Source organism: Nocardiopsis sp. M1B1, from assembly GCF_052466615.1.
In genome coordinates this window covers 2,133,951-2,154,421 of record NZ_CP196194.1, presented here as the reverse complement: position 1 = coordinate 2,154,421, position 20,471 = coordinate 2,133,951, and the positions used below count along the sequence as shown (strand labels likewise).

The 20,471-nt window shown below is 73.9% G+C and carries 8 protein-coding genes; 2 read left to right on the top strand and 6 right to left on the bottom strand.

The genetic code is table 11. From position 1 onward, the window contains the following. Positions 1–330: 330 nt before the first annotated feature. Positions 331–1,092: a methyltransferase gene (locus tag ACSTA4_RS09265; RefSeq protein ID WP_444963174.1), complete on the bottom strand. Its 762-nt coding sequence runs from the start codon at positions 1,090–1,092 to the stop codon at positions 331–333. A gap of 25 nt (positions 1,093–1,117) precedes the next feature. Beyond that, positions 1,118–1,909 (bottom strand): thioesterase II family protein, encoded by a 792-nt coding sequence (locus tag ACSTA4_RS09260; protein ID WP_444963173.1) that lies wholly within the window; start codon positions 1,907–1,909, stop codon positions 1,118–1,120. A 261-nt stretch (positions 1,910–2,170) separates the two neighbouring features. On the opposite strand from ACSTA4_RS09260, the gene ACSTA4_RS09255 reads away from it, so the two are divergent. Then, positions 2,171–3,352, top strand: coding sequence for a cytochrome P450 (locus tag ACSTA4_RS09255; protein ID WP_444963172.1), 1,182 nt, complete (start codon positions 2,171–2,173; stop codon positions 3,350–3,352). On the opposite strand, the gene ACSTA4_RS09250 is transcribed toward ACSTA4_RS09255, so the two are convergent. Genes ACSTA4_RS09250 through ACSTA4_RS09235 form a run of 4 tightly spaced genes read right to left on the bottom strand, consistent with a single transcriptional unit; the run spans position 3,342 to position 18,440 of the window. Beyond that, positions 3,342–5,300, bottom strand: a complete 1,959-nt coding sequence (locus ACSTA4_RS09250; RefSeq protein ID WP_444963171.1) for a Gfo/Idh/MocA family oxidoreductase — start codon at positions 5,298–5,300, stop codon at positions 3,342–3,344. The genes ACSTA4_RS09255 and ACSTA4_RS09250 overlap by 11 nt on opposite strands. Then, a complete protein-coding gene (locus tag ACSTA4_RS09245; protein WP_444963170.1) occupies positions 5,297–6,442 on the bottom strand; it encodes an NAD(P)H-binding protein in 1,146 nt (381 codons plus the stop codon). The genes ACSTA4_RS09250 and ACSTA4_RS09245 overlap by 4 nt, the downstream gene beginning before the upstream one ends. Then, positions 6,439–11,910, bottom strand: a complete 5,472-nt coding sequence (locus tag ACSTA4_RS09240) for an amino acid adenylation domain-containing protein (protein WP_444963169.1) — start codon at positions 11,908–11,910, stop codon at positions 6,439–6,441. The genes ACSTA4_RS09245 and ACSTA4_RS09240 overlap by 4 nt, the downstream gene beginning before the upstream one ends. Beyond that, on the bottom strand, positions 11,907–18,440 hold the full coding sequence (locus tag ACSTA4_RS09235) for an amino acid adenylation domain-containing protein (protein WP_444963168.1): 6,534 nt from the start codon (positions 18,438–18,440) through the stop codon (positions 11,907–11,909). Before ACSTA4_RS09235 ends, ACSTA4_RS09240 begins: the two co-directional genes overlap by 4 nt. Before the next feature lie 196 nt (positions 18,441–18,636). Here ACSTA4_RS09235 and ACSTA4_RS09230 point away from each other — a divergent pair, with 196 nt between their 5' ends. Beyond that, positions 18,637–20,295 carry a (2,3-dihydroxybenzoyl)adenylate synthase gene (locus tag ACSTA4_RS09230; protein WP_444963167.1) on the top strand — a complete coding sequence of 553 codons (1,659 nt, stop codon included), beginning with the start codon at positions 18,637–18,639 and terminating at the stop codon, positions 20,293–20,295. The last annotated feature ends 176 nt before the right edge of the window (positions 20,296–20,471 follow it).

Below are 20,471 nucleotides of genomic sequence, written 5' to 3'. Positions count from 1 at the left end.
CGCCGCCCCGTTCGGGCGGCGCGCGCGGCCCCGCGGGGGGTCGCGGGCACCGGTGGGAGCGGCGTCGCGGGAGGCCTTCTCCCAAGGCGCCGGGGGGCAGGGGCGCATGTCCACCTACCCCGCCGGAACGCGCCTATCGTGTGCATCCGGGGCTGTTTCTCATGAAATGCCGCCGAAGGCGGTGCGGCGGACGGGGCGCGGGAGACAGGCCGGGCCGGGGCGCGACCCCTCGCCTGGAACGGAAGGAGGGGCCGCTCGGAGTGAACGTCTTGCGTCGGGCGAAGCGGGCGGCCCGCCCCGGAGTACGGGGCGGGCCGCCGACGGGACCGGTCAGCGGTCCCGGCCGGGCTCCGGAAAGGTGAGAACGCCGATCTCGGGGGCTCCGGGCAGGCCGGGCTCGCTGACCAGACGCCCGGTCATACCGGCCTCCTCCGCGAGCCCGGCGATGCTGAGGTTCTCCCACACGTAGGTGTCGCTGGTGCTGCGCACCAGCGTGTCACCGCGGAGGACCTTCCAGGTGGTCTCCCACCGGAGGACCTCGGTCTCGGCGCCCTCGACGGGCTCGGCCCGCGTCCACCACTCGTAGGTCTGCTCGCCGATGCGCTCCCGCAGCATGCGGAAGGGGGGAACGGCTCTGGCGGAACCGGTGCCCATGAGTTCCACGACGACCGGCGCACCCGGCGGGACGTGGGCCCTCAGTCGGCGCCACAGCGCCAGCCTCTCGTCCCTGGTGAGGTGGCCGACCACTCCGAAGACGACCACCGCGCCGACCCGGTCGGGCAGCCGCAGGCGTTGGGCGGGTTCGGCGCTGATGGTCACGCGTCGGCGCAGGTCGTCGTTGCCGACGACCCGGCTGGTGAGCATCGCCCGCATGGGGGTGGACGGTTCCGCGGCGATGATCGGGGCGCCCGGCAGGGCCTCCGCTATCACTTCGGTGATGCGGCCCGTGCCGGCTCCGATCTCGACGACGGGGCCGGTGCCGGGGACGACCCCGGCCAGCGCCGCGCGCAGCGGTCCGGCACTGGTGCGCACATGGCGTGCCGCGACCATCTCGTAGAACTCGGCCGAGGCCGTGTAGTAGTCGGCGACCATGGTGATCTCCCTCGTCGTGGTGGCGTCAGGGTGTGCTGGGCCAGGTGGGTGCCGTCTCGGTCGGTGCGTGGCCCAGGGCCCGGGCGACGGCCGCCGCGACCGGGCGGCGCTGTTGCGCGAGGAAGAAGTGGCCGCCCGGGAACACCTCGGTCGTGACCTCACCGGTCGTCGTGGTCCTCCAGGTCGCCGCGGCCTCCTCGGAGCACTCCGGATCCTGTGCGCCGACGAAGACGTGCACGGGCATGTCGAGCGGTTCCGCCCGGGTGGGCCGGTAGGTCTCGATCAGCCGGTAGTCGTTGCGCACGTAGCGCAGGACCGCGGTCCGCAGCTCCTCGTCGGCCAGGACCTCCGGCGGGGTGCCGCCCAGTCGGGTCAGGTCGGCCGCCAGGTGCTCGTCGTCGCGCAGGTGGACGTCCCCGGGTCTGACGTGGAGGGGCGCGGGCCGCCCCGAGGCGAACAGCCGGACCGGGGCCGGGATCGCCCTCCGACGCGCTTCCACGGCCACCTCGTAGGCCACGGCGCTTCCCATGCTGTGGCCCAGGAGCGCGTAGGGGCGGTCCAGGAGGGGGTCGAGCGCGTCCACGACCGCGTCGACGACCTCGGACATCGTGTCGACCATGGGATCGCCGAACCGGTCCTCGCGCCCGGGGTACTGCACGGTCAACGCCTCGATACCGGGTGGCAGCAGGTACTGCCACGGTCGCAGCGAGGACGCCGACCCCCCTGCGTGGGGCAGGCAGACGAGCCGCACGTCCGCGCGCGGGCGGTGCTGGGGCCGGCGCAGCCACGGGCTGATGGGCGTATGCCGCAGGTCCATGGGAATTCCACTCCTCGCGTTCTCTTCCGGTGAAAACAGAATGGCTTTTAATGGCGCCGCCATTGGCGACACCGGTGACATTGGTCTCGGACAGCAGATTTCCAATCGGGTTGGAAATCAGATCCGCGCGTTGTAAAGTTATCAGTGAAGATCAGTCGGATTCTCCTTTTCCCCGATTTTTCCTGCCGTTTTTGAATCCTGCATAGAAGGGCTGGTGCGCGTATGTCCGACGCCGACGTCGCGAGGCTTCCGGGTTTTCCCATGCCACGTGAGTGCCCGTTCTCGGCACCGGGCGCCTACGCCGACCTGCGCGAGCGGGGGCCCGTGGCGCGGGTGCGCCTACCCACCGGCCGCACGGCCTGGGTCGTCACCGGATACCAGGAGGTCCGCGCGGTACTCGCCGACCCCCGCGTGAGCGCGGACATCCGCCGCCCCGGTTTCCCCGCACTGGTGGAGGGCGAACAGGAGGCCGGCACGAAGACGACGCCGTTCATCCGGATGGACCCGCCCGAGCACTCCCGGTTCCGCCGGATGCTGCTGGCCGAGATGACGGTGCGCAAGGCCCGGCGGATGCGCCGTGACATCCAGCGGATCGTCGACGACCGAATCGACGAATTGCTGAACTACGGCCCGCCGGCCGATCTGGTGACCCATTTCGCCCACGTGGTCTCCAGCACCGTCATGTGCGAACTGATCGGTCTGCGCCGCGGCGACCAGCTGTTTCGGCGCGTCACCGAGACCCTGGGCTCGCAGGTCTTCGGCGGGGGCGGCAGCACCGCCGAGGGCGCCAGCGAGGGCATCGGCGCCCTGGGCGCCGTGGTGGAGGACGCCGTGCGCGCCAAGGAGGACGACCCCGGTGAGGACCTGCTGAGCCGACTGGTCCACGAGCAACTGCGGTCGGGCGAGCTGACCCGGCAGGAACTGGTGACCACGATCAGCATCCTCATCGTCGCGGGCTGGGAGACCACCACCAACCAGATCGCGCTGAGCGTGCTCGCACTGCTGCAACGCCCCGACCTGCTCGACCGGCTGCGGCGCGACCCCGCGGTGCTCCCGCAGGCGGTCGAGGAACTCCTGCGGGCGCTCTCCGTGGGCGACTCCATCGCGCTGCGCACGGCGACCGAGGACATCGAGGTCGGCGGGACCGTGATCCCCGCCGGCGACGGGATCATCCCGCTGCTGGCGGCGGCCGACCACGACCCCGCGGTGTTCCCCGACCCCGAGCGGATCGACTTCGACCGCACCGGCAGGACCCACGTGGCGTTCAGCTACGGGATCCACCAGTGCGTCGGCCAGAACATCGCCCGCCTCGAACTGGGTGTCGCCATCGGCACCCTGGTCGACCGGATGCCCGGGTTGCGGGCGGCCGAGCCGTTCTCGTCGGTTCGCTTTCGTCACGACGGAATCGCCTTCGGACCCGAACGGGTGCTCGTCACGTGGTGACCGGACCCTCCCCCGGCGCCGTGAGCGTACCCAGGTAGGGCACGCTCGCGGCGTGGGGCGCGGGCGGCGGAGTGAGGCGCAGACCGCACTCCCGGGCGAGCTGGGCGAGCTCCAGCGTGTACCAGCGGTACTGCTCCCGGACCTCGCGGACGGGCTCACCCCCGCGGAGGACGCGCCACTCGGTGTCGAGGAGCATCCGGCCCGGACCGTCCGGTTCTCCGGACATCCACCACTCGTACCGCTGGTCGCCGAGCTCGGCGTGGCGCAGGAGGGTCGGGCGGATCGTCGTGGGCTCGCGCATCCCCGTCAGCTCGACCACGATCGGGGCCCCGGGAGCCATGCGCCGGGCCAGCCCCCACAGGAGTTCGCGGCGCAGGTCGGGTTCGAGGTGGCCCAGCACACCGCAGAGCACGACCCCGCACAGCCGTTCGGGAAGGACTCCCGGCTCCAGCAGGCGCTCCGCGGCGTGGGGCAGGACAGTCACCCTCCGCGCGAGCCCGGGGTCGTCGCCGACCCGGGCCGTGAGCAGGGCGCGCATCCCCGCGGCGGGTTCGGTGGCGATCAGGCGGCAGTCGGGGTAGGCCGCCGCGACCTGCCGGGTGACCAGTCCGCTGCCCGCGCCGATGTCCACCAGGGGTCCGGCGCCCGGATCGATCCCCGACAGGCACGCGACGACCGCGGGGCCGGTGCGGGCGGTGTGCTCGCGCGCGCCGAGGTCGAAGAACTCCGCGGCCTCGTTGTAGTCCGACAGGTCCGCCGCGTGCGGGCGGGCCGGTTCACCGGCGGGGGCCGGGCGGGCCCCCTCGGGCCCGGGACCGGCGGACCCCGCCGTGCCCGGGGTGCCGGGCGCCGCGAGCACGGCGGGCGCCAGGGGTTCGGGGTCGGCGGGGCGGATCAGCTCCGGTGGCCCCAGACGGGCCATCAGGTCCCGCCAGACCGCGAAGACCGCGAGGTCGTGCTGGGCCGACCGGAGCGGGTCCCCGCCCGCGGCGATCGCCGCGGCGAAGCCGTCGAGGGCCTCGCCGATCGCCGCGGGCCACAGCTCCGAGAAGATGTCGGAGATCCGGGGCGGCGGGTCCACCCCGTCCAGGACCGCCGACGCGGGCAGCCGGAGCGCCTCGGCTCCGGCCCCGGGCGTGAACACCAACCGGTGCCCGGAGTCGCGGGGGGAGTGCACCCGCGGGTGCCACAGCACGGGGCCGTGCGTGTCGGCCAGGGTCAGGACCCCCCCTTCGGTACCCACCGCCACGCGGTGCCAGAAGAGGGAGTGGTTGTCGCGGTCGCCGGGGTGGAGCTGGTTGTGCACCCGCAGCGTCAGCGGGGCTCCGGCGATGGCGCCGTGCAGCAGCCTCAACGGCGCCTCGCCGTTCGCGGCCGCGGCGACGTCCTCGGGGACCGGGGCCGGATCACCCAGCCGCCAGGGGCGCGTACCGCCCAGGGCCCGGGCCAGGATGTCGATCAGGGGGGCCAGGACGTGGACCGGGGCCGCCGCGTCGACGAACAGGACGCGCTGCAGCTTCCTCAGTCTGCCGGCCGCCTCGATGAAGCCGCGCACCGGGGCCACGTGCGGGTAGTGGGTGTTGACCTGGAACTGCCGGTTGGCCCGCCGCGCCGCGCGAAGGGACTCCGACAGCTCGTCGGGGTGCAGCGGGTGCTCCTGGAGCACGTGCACCCCCCTGTCGAGCAGGGTGCGCGCGAGCTCCGAACCCCTGCCGCCCATGACCGCCGCGGGGACCGCCACGAAGGCGGCGTCGATGTCGTCGGGCAGCTCCTCCGGGGAGGTGTGGCAGGGCACGCCGTGCCGTTCGGCCAGTTCCCGGGAGTAGCGGCTGCCGGTGGAGAGGATTCCCGCCAGGGTGAACTCCGGGTGGCGCCGGACGGCGTCGATGTAGAGGCGGCCGAAGTTCGTGCCGCAGACGACGGCGCGCAGCGGCGTCCGGGGGCTCACAGGGCACCGTCCTCGACGGCGGCGTCCGCGTCCCCGGGGGCGGGCAGCGCGGCGGCGTGCTCGTGGACCGCGAACTCCGCGTCCCCGTCGGCGCTGAGCGCCGCCACCGTGGCCTGCGGGTCCATCGCCTCGGCGGCGTAGTGCAGCCCCCCGCCGACGCGGCCGGCCAGGACGTCCAGGACCGCGAGCGCCGCGACCGCGCCGGTGAGCTGGTAGCTGCTCTCGCTGTACACGACGCAGGTGCGCGCCCAGTCCTGCCCCGAGAGGCTGAACACCAGGCGGTAGTAGGGCACGCTGCCCGCGGCGTCGACCTCGGCGGCGCGCCGGATGCGCTCGGTCACCGCGGCCCGCTCCCCGGCGGTGTCCATGGGCAGTGTCGGCAGCGCGGTGAACAGTTCGCGCACCCGCGTTCCGGGGAAGACGTTGTACCAGTCGGCCTCGGCCAGGCCCATCCGCGCGGCCAGGCGCTCCACCTCGGCGGTCAGGAGCGGGTGCAGGGCGACCCGGTGGGGGAAGTAGGGCACCTCGGCTCCGTCGGCCACCCGCAGGACCCTGTCGGCGCGGCGGCCGTGCCGCCAGGCCGCCAGGGGGCGGCCGAAGCGCTCGCCGCCGGACCCGCCGGTGTCGAGGGAGAGGACGATGTCGGCCGCCACGCTCTCGGTCGCGTGTTCCAGCCCGCCGGCGTAGCCGGTCATCCTGCGCGCCGGCCCCTTCGCGGGGTCGGATCCGGCGAGCCAGGGGGGGATGAGGCCGGCCAGGCCGGGGACGGTCCCGGCCGACAGGACGACGCAGCGGTCCGGCCCGACCCCGCCCGACTCCGTCAGGGACTCGTGGACGGGGTCGTCCCCCAGGACGTCGACGACGTCGGCGCCCGCGGCCAGCCCGGCCCGCACGACGGTGTCCTTGAGCAGGTAACTCGGCCCGGCGCAGTTGACCAGCAGGGTGCAGCCCGCGCTGAACCGGGCGAGCGAGGAGGGGTCCAGGGCGTCGACCCCGACGGTCTCGCTGCCCTCGGGCCAGGGGCCCGGGGGGACGGCGGAAGGACGCCGGGCGCCCAGGCGCAGCGGGCCGACACCCGCTCTGGCCAGGGCGGCGGCGGTGTGGCGGCCGACCGCGCCCGAGGCGCCGATGAGGCCGATCATGAGGTCTTCCCTTCGATGATCTCGTGCAGGTGGCCGTCCACGGTGGGGACGTTCTGACCCGTCATGCAGGTGAAGTGCTCGCCGGGGATGTCGCGGGTGCGCAGCTCGCCGAGGCAGATGCGCGCCCAGTGGTCGGCGATGGTGTCGGCGCTTCCCGGGAAGGGGTAGGCGCCGTTGTGCCGCAGGAAGGTGATGTCGCCCGCGTAGGGTTCGGCCCGGTGCCGGCTCAGCGCGAAGATGCTCTGCTGGTAGGTGCGCAGCGCGCGCAGCAGGCCCTCGGGCTGGTAGGTGTCGGCGAGCTCGGGCGGCAGCGCCTCGCACATGCGCTTCACCCGGGCCATCCTGGGCAGCGCCTCCAAGGCCTCGAAGGCGGCCCCGACATCGGCGAACTCCCCGTCCAGATCGGCGATCGCGCCGTCCAGGACGGCCTCCGGAGAACGGTCGAGCAGGGAGGAGACCGCCTCGCCGACGCGGTCGGAGTCGGCGGGGAACCCGATACGGGCCTGGTCCATGCCCATCATGAGCGAGAAGGAGTACTCGGAGAGCAGTTCGTCGTCGATACGGAAGGTCGGGCTGTGGCTGCTGATGACCGTGAGGCTGCGGACGGTGGCACCGGCCTCGGCGAGCCCGCGGGCCACCTCGGTGGCGATGACCCCGCCCACGCAGTAGCCGACGACGTCGACCCGCGTGTGCCCGGCGTCGACCAGGGCGCGCACGTACTCGGCGGCCGTGCGGTCGATGAGCCCGTTCGGGTCGGCGTTGCGGAAGTCCTCGGGTGCCGGAAGCTCCAGGCCCACCAGCCCGTGTCCTTCGGTGGAACGGGCGCGGAGCCGGGTGACCAGGGGCCGGTAGGGCAGCAGGGTCCCCGTTCCGGCGTGCACGAGCACGGTCACCGGGGCGCCGGCCTGCGGCGCGACCAGCTCCACCAGCGGCGAGTTCTCCGCCTCCTCCTCCGCTTCGGGGGCGGAGAGTTCGCGCAGGTAGGCCGCCAGGCCCGCGATGGTCGGCCGACGCAGCAGGTGGCGCAGGACGACCTCCCACTCCAGGTCCCATTCGTGCCCGGCCAGCCCGTCGCGCAGCCGACCGACGATCCGGGCCACCAGCAGCGAGTCGCCGCCCAGCGCGAAGAGGTCGTCGTCGCGTCCGATGTGCTCCGTTTCGAGCAGCTCGGCCCACAGGTCCGCCAGTGCGCGTTCGAGGTCGTCGCGGGGCGTCTGGTCACCGGCCTCCTCCGCGGAGCCGGTCCCCAGCTGGAGCGACCGCTTCTCCAGCGCGCCGCGGTCCAGTTTGCCGTTCTCCGTTCTCGGCAGGGCGTCGACGATCTCCCAGTGCGCGGGCACCGAGTACTCGGGGAGCAGCTCGTGGCTGCGGCGCGTCAGCGCTTCCACCGCCACCGGGGCCTGCGCCGGTTTGGCCTGGACCAGGTACAGGTGCTGGCCGAAGGCCCGGGCCGTTTCGGGGTCCTCGGGGAACTCCGCGGCGATCCGGCGGCCGCTGTCGCTGTCGCCGATCAGCTCCCGCCACTGTTCATGGCTGAGGAAGGTCTGCTCCCGCTCCCTGCGGACGTCGGTGAACGGCCCCGCGTGCTCGGCCATGAACTCCGCGGAGACGCGGAGCGCGTGGTCGTCGTCATCGGTGTTGGCCAGCAGGAGCATCCACCCGCCCGGCGCCACCAGGGTGGAGAGCCGGTCCAGGGCGGCGTGCGCGTCGGGGAGGTTGTCCAGGACGCCGACGCAGACCAGCAGGTCGACGGAGTTGCGTGCCAGCCCCTGTTCGGCCGGGTCCTGCGCGGGGTCGAAGGCCGCGCAGCGCACCCGGGGGTCGTCGGAGAAGTCCCGCTCGAACGCGGAGCGGTTCTGGGCCGACCCGTCGGTCGCCAGGTAGTCGACCGGGTGGTCGGAGAGAGCGGACAGCAGGTCGGCGGCCACCCCGCCGCCGCGCAGTCCGACCTCCATGACCCGCAGCGGGTCCGAGGTGTCGCGGGTCCGGGCGATCTCGGCGGCCGCGGCGGCCAGGACCGAACGCAGTGCCGAGGAGCCCGCATTCTCCGCGTAGGCGGCGGTCAGCGCCCGCGGATCGGCTCCGGAGAACGGCCGGGCAGCCGCCTCCTCACGGCCGGCGATCAGGTCGGACAGGTGCTCGGCGCTGGAGCGCACCGTGGCGAACAGCTCGGTGCTCCACCCCGCCTCGCTCTCCAGCCGGGCGGCCTCGGCCCAGGCGCGGGCGGTGGCCTGCGGACCGGGGGCCCGCAGGCCGCTCAGCTTGCTCTGGGGCGTGCGCTCCAGGAGACCGGCCGTGACGAGGCCGTTCAGCCAGCGCCGTACCAGCCGGTGGTGTGCGGGGGCCGCTCCCAGGGCGTCGGACACCTCCTCCGGTGAGTACGCGCCGCCGTCGGCGAACACTGGCGCGAGCGTGTCGGCGACGGACGCCGCGGCCGCCTCGCTGAGCGCGGCACGGAACGCGGCGAGCCCCGCGGTGTCCACCCGCCGCCCGGCCTCCCGGCCGGCGTCGCGGACGGCGGGGACCAGTGTCTCGGGGACGGGGAGGGGGGTGTCCAGACGGGCGGGTTCGACGAAGGCCGTCAGGCTCTGTCCCGCTCCCGTGGGCGCGGTGCCGCGCCCGCCGGTGAGCACGACCGCGGCGGCGCCCACCTCGGGCAGCGACTCCACCGCCGCCTGGACGTCGCCGAGTTCGATCCGGTAACCGCGGATCTTGACCTGCTGGTCCTCGCGTCCGAGGAACTCGATCACCCCGTCGGGCCAGTAGCGGCCCATGTCACCGGTGCGGTAGAGGCGCTCGCCGGTCTCCGGGTGCCGGATGAACCGGGCCTCGGTCCGCTCCTTGTCGCCGAAGTAGCCCTGCGCCAGTCCGACGCCTCCGATGTACAGCTCGCCGACGACCAGGTCGGGGCAGGGGCGCAGCGCCGCGTCGAGGACGTGGAACGTCTGGTTGTCCATCGGCCTGCCGTAGGGGATGCTGCGCCAGGCGGGGTCGACCCGGTCGATCGGGTGGTGGATGGACCAGATGGAGGCCTCGGTGGCCCCGCCGAGACTGTGCACCGCCATGTTCGGGGCCCAGGACCGCACGGCCTCGGGCAGGGCGGTGGGAATCCAGTCCCCCGACAGCAGGGCGACGCGCAGGGACGGCAGGGGCGGGTCGTCGGCGCGCAGGTAGTCGTGCACCATCTGGAGCTGCCCCGGTACCGAGTTCCAGAACGTGACCTGCCTGTTCCGGACGGTCTCGATCCACTCGGAGGGGTCACCGCGGCGCGCGGGGTCCGGCAGCACCACGGCCGCCCCCACCGCCAGCGGGCCGAAGACGTCGTAGACGGACAGGTCGAAGCCGAGCTGGGCCAGCGCGAGGACACGGTCGTCGGCGGTCACGCCGAACCTGCGGTTGACGTCGGTGGTCGTGTTCAACGCCGCGGCGTGGCCGATCATGACGCCCTTGGGCGCCCCGGTCGACCCCGAGGTGTAGATGACGTAGGCCAGGTCGTCGGGGCCGGTGTCGGGCCGCGGCGCGGGACCGAACACGGGAGGGAGGACGTCGACGGCGACGGTCCTGCACCCCGGGGGCCACTCGCCCTCCTCCACCAGCCAGGACTGGGTCAGGACCACCGAGGTACCGGCATCGGCGAGGATCGCCCCGCGGCGCCGCGGCGGCTGTGTGGTGTCCAGGGGGAGGTAGGCGGCTCCCGCGAGCAGGGTGCCCAGGACACCGGCGACCTGCTCCCACCCCTTCTCCATCGTGATCGCGACGAGGTCGCCCGCGCCGACGCCGCTGGCGCCCAGCGCCCGTGCGACAGCCGTCGCGTGCGCGACCAGCTCGCCGTAGGTCAGCGAGCGGTCCCGGTCGATGACGGCGACGCGCTGGGGGTCGCGCTCGGCCGCCGCGAGCACCCCGTCCTGCAGCAGGGCGCGCGGCACCGGGGCGGTGGTGTCGTTGACCCGCTCGCGGACGGCGCGGGTGGCTTCGGGCAGCTCGACGCGGGCCGCCTCGTTCCAGGCGTCCGGGTCCTCCGCGAGGCGGGTCATGAGGGCCGCGAAGGCGGCGAAGAGGTCGGCGGCGGTGTCGCCGCCCAGGACCCCTTCGCGGACGTCCCAGCTCAGGGCGAGTTCGTCGGCGCGTTCCATGACCTGGCAGTCGAGCCAGACCTGGGGGGTCTGGGTCTGGGCGTGGCGGATCGCGGCCGCGGGGCGGCGGGCCGCCGCGGAGCCGAGAGTGCTGGTGAACACGACCGGCATGAGCACGGTGTCGCTGTCGCTGCGACGGGTGAGGTCGGCCAGGACCTGGCTCCCGGTGTACAGGGAGTGCTCCAGGTCCTCCAGCAGGGTGTCGCGCAGGGTGGCGGCGCGTTCAGCGAACGTCTGCGCGGGCCGCAGGTCGACGGCGAGGAGCTCGACGGAGGTGAAGTCCCCCACGAGGCGGTCGACGTCAGCGTGCAGGGGCAGGCGGGTGAAGGTGGGGACGTTGAGCGTGAACTGGGGACTGCGGCTCCAGCGGCCCAGCACCTCGGCGTAGGCGGCCATCGCGGCGGCCGAGGCGGTGACGCCCGCGCGGACGGCGTTGGCTTCGAAGGACGCGCGCTGCTCGGCGCTCAGCACCTCCTCGAAGCGCCGGAAGGCGCCGACCCGCCCGCCGTCCGCGGGCAGCGGCAGGTCGGGGGCGGGGGGCAGGGTGGGCAGCCGCCGGGTCCAGTAGTCGCGTGCCCGGTCGTACTCTCCGGTCAGGGTCTGGTTGCGGCGCGCCAGGACGTAGTCGCGGAACCCGATCTCCAGGGTCTCGCCCTCCCGGCCGTGGTACGTGTCCTCCAGCTCGGACAGGACCAGCAGCAGGCTGGCGTAGTCGACGATGAGCTGGTCGATCGACAGGTGCAGGATGAGTTCGTCGTCGCAGCGCGTCATGCGCAGCTCGAACAGCGGCGGCACGTCGGTGGGGGGAACCCTGGAGGCCAGCTCGCGACGCACCAGGTCCACGCGCGCCCCGACCTCGGCGGGGGCGGCGCCGCGCAGGTCGGCGGTCGGCACCGGCTCCTCCGGGATCTGCGGAAGCACTTCCTGGAAACCGTCGGGGTGGACCACCGCACGCAGCATGCCGTGGCGGCGCACCACGGACCACCAGGAGTCCTGGAGCCGCCGCGGGTCGGTGTCGGCCGGGAAGGAGAGTTCGACGTAGACGTGACAGGCCACTCCGCCGTACCCGTACGCGCTGCCGCGGCCGACCAGGTAGGCGGCCTGGATGTCGGTGAGCGGGAAGGGGGTGTGGGCCTCCTCGGGAGCGGGGGTGATCCGGGCGGCGCGGCGGCGGGCGGTCAGGTGGGAGAGGACGTCGGCGCGGTTCTCGCGCAGCAGGGCCTTGCGCTCCTCGGTCAGCACGCCCTTGGGGGCTCGGAACCGCAGGGCACCGCCGTCCTCCCAGAGCCGGATGCCGTCCTTCTCCATTTCGGAAACGATCTGATGGGCGTTCACAGGACTCCGCTTTCTTCGTCGTCGCGGGAGGCGAGGGCGTGGTCGACCTGTCGTGCCAGGTCAGCGAGGGTGGATGCGGTGAGGAACGAACGGACCGAGATCTCGACGCCGAACTCCTCGCCCGTGGCCGTGACCAGGCGCAGCGCGCTCAGGCTGTCGCCGCCGGCGGCGAAGAAGTCGGCGTAGCGGTGGTCGGCCCGCGTGCCCAGGAGTTCGGTCCACAAGGCGGCGATGCGGACCTCGGTCTCCCCCGTGGGCGGGCCCGAGGCGGCGTGCTCCTCGGCGACGGCCGCTTCGGCCAGCGCGCCGCGGTCGACGGCGCCCGCGGCGGTCAGGGGCAGGTGCGGCAGCCGGGTGAGCCGGGCCGGCACGGCAAAGGGGGGCAACAGGTCGGCCAGGTGCCGGGAGAGGCCGTCCGCCTCCTCGCCGTCGGCGGTCGCCATGAAGGCGTGGAGCCGCCGTTCACGCCCCTCCCCCACGGTGACCACCGCCGCGTGGACGACGCCCGGGTGCGATTCGACCGCGCTCTCGACGGCGCCGAGGTCGACGCGGCGACCGCTGAGCACGGCCTGCGGCTCGGGGCCGAGGAACTCGACCGTGCCGTCCGGCAGGTACCGGGCTCGGACACCCGCCGGGCGGAGGCGACCGGACGGGTCGGCGGGACCGCCGATCCAGAGGTCGCCGATCACCTGGTCGGGGCATTCGCGGCCCGCGGAGTCCACGACGCGCAACCGGTGGCCCGGCAGAGGCGTCCCGGACGGCGCGGAGCGGTCGGCACCGCCGTCGAGCTCGACGGCGCTCGCCCAGCCGGAGACACCGCGGCCGCCGTACAGCGCCACGAGCCCGCCCCCACCGCCGGTGGCCCCGCGCAGGCGCTCGGGCAGGCCGGTGCTCACCCGGTCGCCCGAGACGAGCGCCAGGCGAAGGCCTCGCAGCGGCGCCCCCTCCGCGGTCGAGGCCGCCGCGATCAACTCGTCGAGCAGCATCGGCGGGCCGTTCCACACCGTCGCGCCGTGCTCGGCGGCCAGCGCGACCGCGGTGTGCGGGTCGCCCGTCCCCTCGGTTCCGGGGCACACGAGTGCGCCGCCGACGCCGAGCGGACCGAACACGGTGAACGCGTCCACTCCGGCCGCCGGGGGGTCGACCGCCAGCACCCGGTCCCGCGCGTCGAGGCCGAACCTCTCACGTACCGCCGCGATCGTCGCCACCGCGGACCGGTGCTCGACGAACTCGACGGCGGGGTCCGCCCCGTCCTGACCGGCTCCGACGGTGACGTAGGCCGGTGCTCCGGGATCGGCGGCGACCGCGCCCCGCAGGGGTTCGGCGGCGGCCAGGTCCCCGATGTCGGCCTGGTCCGGGCCGTCCGCGCGCCCGGGAGCGACGATCACGGTACGAGCCCCGGCCGCCCGCTGGACGTACTCGCGCCGCGGGCGGGGCTCCCCCGGGTCGGTCAGCAGGTAGGCCGCGCCTACGGAGAGCACTCCCAGGATCGCGACGACCCGGTCGGCTCCGGAGGGCAGGGCGACGGCGACGACGTCTCCGGGGCCCACGCCCCGCTCAGCAAGCCCGCCCGCGACCCGGGCCGCCCGCGCGGCGAGCCCGCCGTAGGTGAGGGGTTCGTGCTCCGGTGCTCCGAGGACGGCGGGCAGGTCCGGACGCTCCCGCGCCTGGCGCAGGACCTCGCCGTGGAGGGTGCCCTCCGGGACGGCGGGGACGGCGGGGACGGCGTCCGGAGCGGGGAGCCGCACGTCCGCCTGGGCGCGCGGCAGCACCGGCGGGGCGGCCGTGTCCCAGTCGTTCTCGGCCAGCCAGGCCAGCATCGCGTTGTAGGCGTCGAACATGGAGTCGAGCACGCCGGGCCGGAACAGCTCCTCGATGGCGTCCCAGGTGACCATGACACCGCCGTGGGACTCGGTGACCTGGTTGTCCAGGAGCACCTGCGGGGTCTGGGAGATGCCCCACACCTTCTCGGGGAAGCCGTCGGAGAGGTCCTTGACGGTGCGGTCGCCCACTCCGACGGAGCTGCTGAAGACCACGGGCATGGCCGCGTCGACCGCGCCGGTGCGCTTGGCGAGCTCCTGGAGCAGCCAGGTCACGGAGGCCTCGCGGTTGTCGAGGTCCTCACTCATGACGCGCTGGAGGCGGTGGGCGGCGTCCGACCAGGGCTCCCCGGTGCGCGGCTCGTACCCGAGCAGGGAGACCGAGGTGAAGTCGCCCATGATCAGGTCGATGCGGGGGTGGACCGGCTGCCTGTTGAACAGGGTGAGGTTGACCGCCACGTCCGGGTGGTCGCTCCACGCCGACAGGACCTCGGCGTAGCAGGTGAGCAGGACGACCGACGGTGTCAGACCGTGTGCCCGGGCCTTGTCGGTGATCGCCTCCCACGACTTCGCGTGGAACGGGCGCTGGCGCCGGGTGAAGCGGGGGCGCTCCACCGTGGAGGGGTCGGCGACCAGCGGGAGCGCGGGTGCCGGGGGCAGCGTCTGGAGCCGGCGCGTCCAGTGCCGGCGCGCCTGCTCGACCGAGTCGGGGTCGGGTTCGGAGTGCAGGACGTAGTCGCGGAAGGAGACGTCGATCGGCTCCAGCTCCGCCTCGGGGTCGCTGTAGAGCCGGTCGAGCTCCCCATACAGGGCGATGATGGACGCGGCGTCGAGGACGATGTAGTCGAGCCCGATCGCCAGGCGCGTGCGCGTCGCGCCGCCGCTGGGGTAGCGCACGGCCCGCAGTTCGAACAGGGGCCACCGGGTCAGGTCGATGCTCAGGTGGGAGGACTCCTCGCGCAGCCCGGCCAGGACCTTCGCCGCCTCCTCCTCGGAGCCGACCTCCGTGACCGCCACCGTGACCGGCGGCGCCTGCGGCAGGATGCGCTGCCTTCCGTCCTCGTCGAAGACGGCGCGCAGCATCTCGTGCCGGTCCACCAGGGCCGCCCAGACGCGTTCGAAGCGGTCGAGGTCGAAGTCGGCGCCGTCGAACTCGCTGTAGTGGTAGGTGCCCACGCCCCCGAGGGAGAGTCTGCTGTCGCGCCCGATCCAGAACGCCCTCTGGACGTCGGTCATCGGGAAGGGCTGGTGGCGGTTGGCCGGGTCGCCCTCCCCCAGGACGGCGTCGGTCGACGGTTCCTGCCGTGTGAGCGTTGCGGCGAAGTCGGCCAGCGCGGGCGAGGCGAACAGGCGCGCGACCCGCGCGCCGCCCACGCCCCGTTCCCGCAGAGCGCCGATCATCCGGGTCGCCAGCAGCGAGTCACCGCCCAGGGCGAAGAACCCGTCGTCGCGCCGGACGGCCTTGACGCCCAGGAGCTCGCCCCAGACTTCGGCCACCACGGTCTCGGCCCACCCGCGCGGGGACTGGTCCCCGGCGGGGTCGCCCTCGGACGCGCGGCCGGTCGCGGCCGCCGTCAGCGCCTCGGCGCGCCGCCGGTCGAGCTTGCCGTTGGCGGTCAGGGGGAGCTCGTCCACCAGCACGGTCTGGGAGGGGACCATGTAGGAGGGGAGGTTGCGCTCCAGAGCGGCGCGGAGCTCCGCCTCGGCCGCCGGCCCCGTCACCCCGGCCGCCACCAGGGCGAGCCTGCGCGGTGTACCCGTGATGAGCGCGACCGCGGCCCCGACCACCGGACACCATGCGGCGGCCGCCTCGACCTCGCCCAGTTCGATGCGGTGTCCGCGTAGCTTCACCTGGTGGTCGGCGCGGCCGAGGAACTCCAGGACGCCGTCGGACCGGTAGCGCGCACGGTCTCCGGTGCGGTACCACCGGCGGCCCTGGTCGGTCACGAACTTGTCGGCGGTGCGCTCGGGGTCGCCGCGGTAGCCGTTCGCCAGTCCCGCGCCGCTGACCCACAGCTCACCCGCCACCCAGTCGGGGCGGTCGCGGCCGCGGTGGTCCACGACCCGGGCGCGCATGTTGGGCAGCGGCTTCCCCCACGGGATCGAGGCCCACGAGGGGTCGACCCGGTCGACCTCGAACACCGTGGAGTGCACGGCGGCCTCGGTCATTCCGCCCAGGGCGGTGAACCGGGCGCCGGGGACCAGGGCGCGCAGGCGCGCGGGCTGGTCGAGACCGACCCAGTCACCGCCGAGCAGCACGAACCGCAGCTGGTCGCCGAGGCCCTCGGGACGCGACTCGGCGGCGGTCAGCACCATGTCGAGCAGGGCGGGCACGCAGTTCAGGAGCGTGACCCCGTGCTCACGGATCATGGTGACCCAGTGGTGGGCGTCGCGGCGGGACTCCTCTCCGACGAGGACCACCGAACCCCCCGCGGACAGGGGGGCGAAGAGGTCGTAGACGGACATGTCGAAGTCCAGGTCCGCCAGTGCCAGGCCGCGGTCCCGCGGCCCCACGTCGAAGTGGTCGTTCAGAGCGGCGATGGTGTTCACGGCCGCCGCGTGCGCGACCTCCACGCCCTTCGGGACCCCGGTGGAACCGGAGGTGAAGATGACGTAGGCGGTCGTGTCGAGGGGCTGCCGGAGGTCCGGAGGCGCGGGTGCGAACCGGTCCGCGTCCTCGATCCGCACGACCGGTGTCCCCTGTCGGCCCCGCGGCGGGTCGGTGAACCGGTCGGCGTGCGCGGAGCCGGTGAGCACGGCCGCGGCGTCGGCCGCGTCCAGGACGCGCGCCATCCGCTCCGCGGGCTGTTCCACCCCGACGGGGATGTAGGCGGCGCCCGCGCCCAGGACTCCGAGCACCGCGGCGACCTGTTCCACGCCACGGGGCAGGCTGACCACCACGGCGTCGCCCGGTGCCACCCCAGCCTCCGACAGCAGCGCGCTGACACGGCCCGCGCGGTCGGCGAGCGCGGCGTAGGTCACCGGTTCACCGGAGTCGGGGACCAGCGCGACGGCCGCGGGGTTCTCGCGCGCGGAGCGGAAGAAGCCCTCGTGCAGCCGTTCGGTCACGGCCGGCGCGTCGGTGGCGTTGACCGCTTCGCGCACGCGCGCCTGGGCCTCGGGCAGCGGCGGGTCCGCGGGCCTGGTCCACGCCGAGGCGTCGTCGATGAGGTCTTCGACGAGGTCGCGGTAGGCCTCGAACGCGGCTTCGGGAACGCCGGGCTCGAACGCGCGGTGCCGCACGTCCCAGTTCAGGAGCAGCCCGCCGTCGAGTTCGGTCACCTGGGCGTCCAGCCAGACCTGGGGCCCCTGGGAGATGATCCACACCGGGTCGCCGAACGCGTTCCTGACCTCGGAGTCGTAGATCTCGCCCAGGCCCAGGGCGCTGGTGTAGACGACGGGGGCCAGGGCCGGCACACCGTCGGAGGCGCGGGAGAGGTCCCGGAGCACCTCGACACCGGAGTAGGAGCCGTGGGCGGCCGCCGTGCGCAGCCGGGTCTGCACGTGGCGCGCTGACTCGGCGAAGGTCCGCTCCTCGGTGAGGTCGACGTCGAGCAGGATCGAGCTGCTGAAGTCGCCGACGAGCGATTCGGCCCCCGCCAGGTCCAGGTCGCGGTGGAACAGCGGGAGGTTCAGCAGGAACCTCGGGGAGTCGCTCCAGGCCCCGAGGGCCTCGGCGAAGGCGGCCGCCAAGGCGGCGGCGGGGGTGACCCCGTGGCCGCGTGCGGCGGCGATCAGCCGTTCCTTGCGCTCGGGGGCGAGCCAGTGGTGCAGTCGGGTGGTCGGGTGGAAGCGCGGCGAGGAGGAGTCCGGGTCGAGCGGGTCCACGACGGTGGGAAGGGCCGGCGGGGCGCTCAGCGATTCCAGGTGCCCGCTCCACCAGGCGCGGTCCTCCTCGCGCTCCCTCGCCCGGGTGGTCTCGGCCGCGCTCAGGTAGGCGCGGTAGTCCAGGGGGATCTCCGGAAGTTCCGCGTCGGGGTCGGCGTAGAGCAGTTGGAGGTCGCGCAGCAGCACCCGCATGCTCGCGGCGTCGGCCGCCAGCATGTCGAGGTCGATGTGCAGGCGGGTGGCGCCGCCGGGGCGGAGCGTCAGCGCGAGGTCGAAGACCTCGCCCCGCTCCACGTCCATCCGCCGGTGGGTGTAGTACTCGCGCAGCTCGGCGAGCACCTGGTCGACCCGCTCGGCCGTCTCCTCGCGCAGGTCGCGCACGGTCAGCGCGAGCTCGGGCTGGCGGTCCAGGACGCGCTGGCGGCCGTCGTCGAGCACGGTGACGCGCAGCATCCCGTGGCGGCGGCGCAGCGCCGTCACCGCGGCCTCCAGGCGCGTGGCGTCGACTCCCGAACCGTCGAGCTCGGCGTAGAAGTGCGCGCCGACCCCGCCGAGGGGCTGGCCCGGCTGGCGCCCGATCCAGTAGGCGTGCTGCATGGCGGCGAGCGGGAAGGGGCCGCCGGAGTCCTCCGCCTCGGAGCCGGGTTCCCGGGCCGGGTCGGTCGGTGCCAGGAGCCGCTGCCAACCGCGCAGGGTCGCCGCTTCCGCGAGTTCGTCGAAGCCGACTCCCAGGCCGGCGCGCCGCCACCGCGAGGCCAGGCGCATCAGGGAGATGGAGTCCATGCCGAGCTCGAACAGGTCGTCGTCCGGGCCGACCTCCTCCGGGGGGATGTCCACCAGCGCGGCGACCGCGGCGCGCAGCTCCCCTTCCGTCGTGGGCACCGTTGGCGGATCGGCTGGCAGCGACACGCGTCATCGTCTCCTTGACTCGCAGCGGGCTTCGGGGGCCGACGTGAACCCGGTGGGGGCCGGGGGTCGATGGCTTGCTTGAAAACGAAAACCGTTATCTTTTTTATCCTAAGCTTCACACTGAGCGCGATCCCCCTCATGTGTGGCATAGAACGCAAAAGGAGCAGAGATGACCAAGAGCGCAAACATGCCCGTAACAGCTCAGGAGCAGGACTGGCCGGGGTGGCCGGAGGAGGCGGGTCAGCGCTACCGTGAGGCCGGATTCTGGCGTGAGGAGGTCCTGGCCGACCTGCTGACGCACCAGGCGGAGCAGCGCCCCGACGCCGTCGCACTCGTCGACGGCGAGCGCCGGTGGACCTACGCCGAGCTGGCCGCGGAGGCGGGGGCGGTGGCGGCCGGGCTGTATCGGCTGGGGCTGCGCCGGGGCGACCGGATGGTGGTGCAGCTGCCCAACCGGGCGGAGTTCCTGCTGCTCTGGTTCGGGCTGCAGTACCTCGGCGCGGTCCCGGTCCACGCCATGCCCGGACACCGGGGGCACGAGATCTCCCACCTCCTGCGGGTCACCCGCGCGGTCGGCTACGCGGTGGCCGACCGCCACGCGCGGTTCGACTACCGGACTCTGGCCGCGTCCATGCGCGAGGAGCACGAGGAGCTGCGCCAGGTGATCGTCGTCGGCGACACCGGCGGACTCGATGACGCCGTCGGCTTCGCGGACCTGCTCTCCGACGCCCCCGGCGACCGCGTCCCCGGCTCCGGGCGCCCCTCCCCCGGCGACATCGGACTCCTCCTGCTCTCCGGCGGGACCACGGGGACGCCCAAGCTCATCCCGCGCACGCACCGGGACTACGCCTACAACGCCCGCGCCGCCGCGGCCGCCTGCGAACTCACTCCGGACAGCGTCTACCTCGCGGTGCTGCCCGCCGCCTTCAACTTCACGATGTCCTGCCCGGGCGTCCTGGGCGCGCTCACCGTGGGCGCGACGGTGGTCATGGCGCCCAGCCCCGCCCCCGAGACGGTGTTCCCCCTGATCGAACGCGAGGGCGTGACCGTCACGGCGCTCAGTCCGCCGATGGTGCCCGTGTGGCTGGAGGCCTACGCCGACCGGGCTCCGGGCTCAGCGGCGCTGGACAGCCTCTCGGTCCTCCAGGTGGGGGGAGCGCGGCTGGCCGACGACCTCGCGCGCCGCGTTCGTCCGACGCTGGGGTGCCGTCTACAGCAGGTGTTCGGCATGGCCGAGGGCCTGATCAACGTCACCCGTCTCGACGACCCCGAGGAGCTGGTGTGCACCACGCAGGGGCGCCCCATCTCGCCCGGTGACGAGGTGCGGGTGGTCGACGAGACGGGCGCCCCGGTGCCCGTCGGCGCCGTGGGCGAACTGCTGACGCGGGGCCCCTACACACTGCGCGGCTACTACCGCGCCCCCGAACTCGCCACCACGCACTTCACACCCGACGGGTTCTACCGGACCGGCGATCTCGTCCGGCTCCACCCCAGCGGCCACATCGACGTCGTCGGCCGGGTGAAGGACCAGATCAACCGCGGCGGCGAGAAGATCGACGCCACCGAGGTGGAGGGCCAGCTGCTCACCCACCCGGACGTGTCGGCGGTCGCCCTGGTGGCCGCTCCCGACCCGGACCTCGGCGAGCGGTCGGTCGCCTTCCTGGTCTGCGCGGGCGCCCCGCCCACGGTCCGCGAACTCGGCGCCTTCCTGCGCGGGAGGGGCCTGGCCGGTTACAAGGCCCCCGACCGGATCGAGGCCGTCGACGCGCTGCCCCTGACCCCCGTGGGCAAGGTCGACAAGAACGCTCTGCGCGAGCGGATCCGATGAGGGACTTCGCCACCCTTCGTCACACTTCGCGACCGAAGCGACACACAAGGCGTTGCGACCTCAGCCACACGGATGAGCGCTTCTGGCGAAAATGATTATCATTTACGATCACCAAGGCGCCTTCGGGCGTTCGGCGGCCCTGCCCGGGCCGCTCCACAGTGAAGAGGACGTCCCCG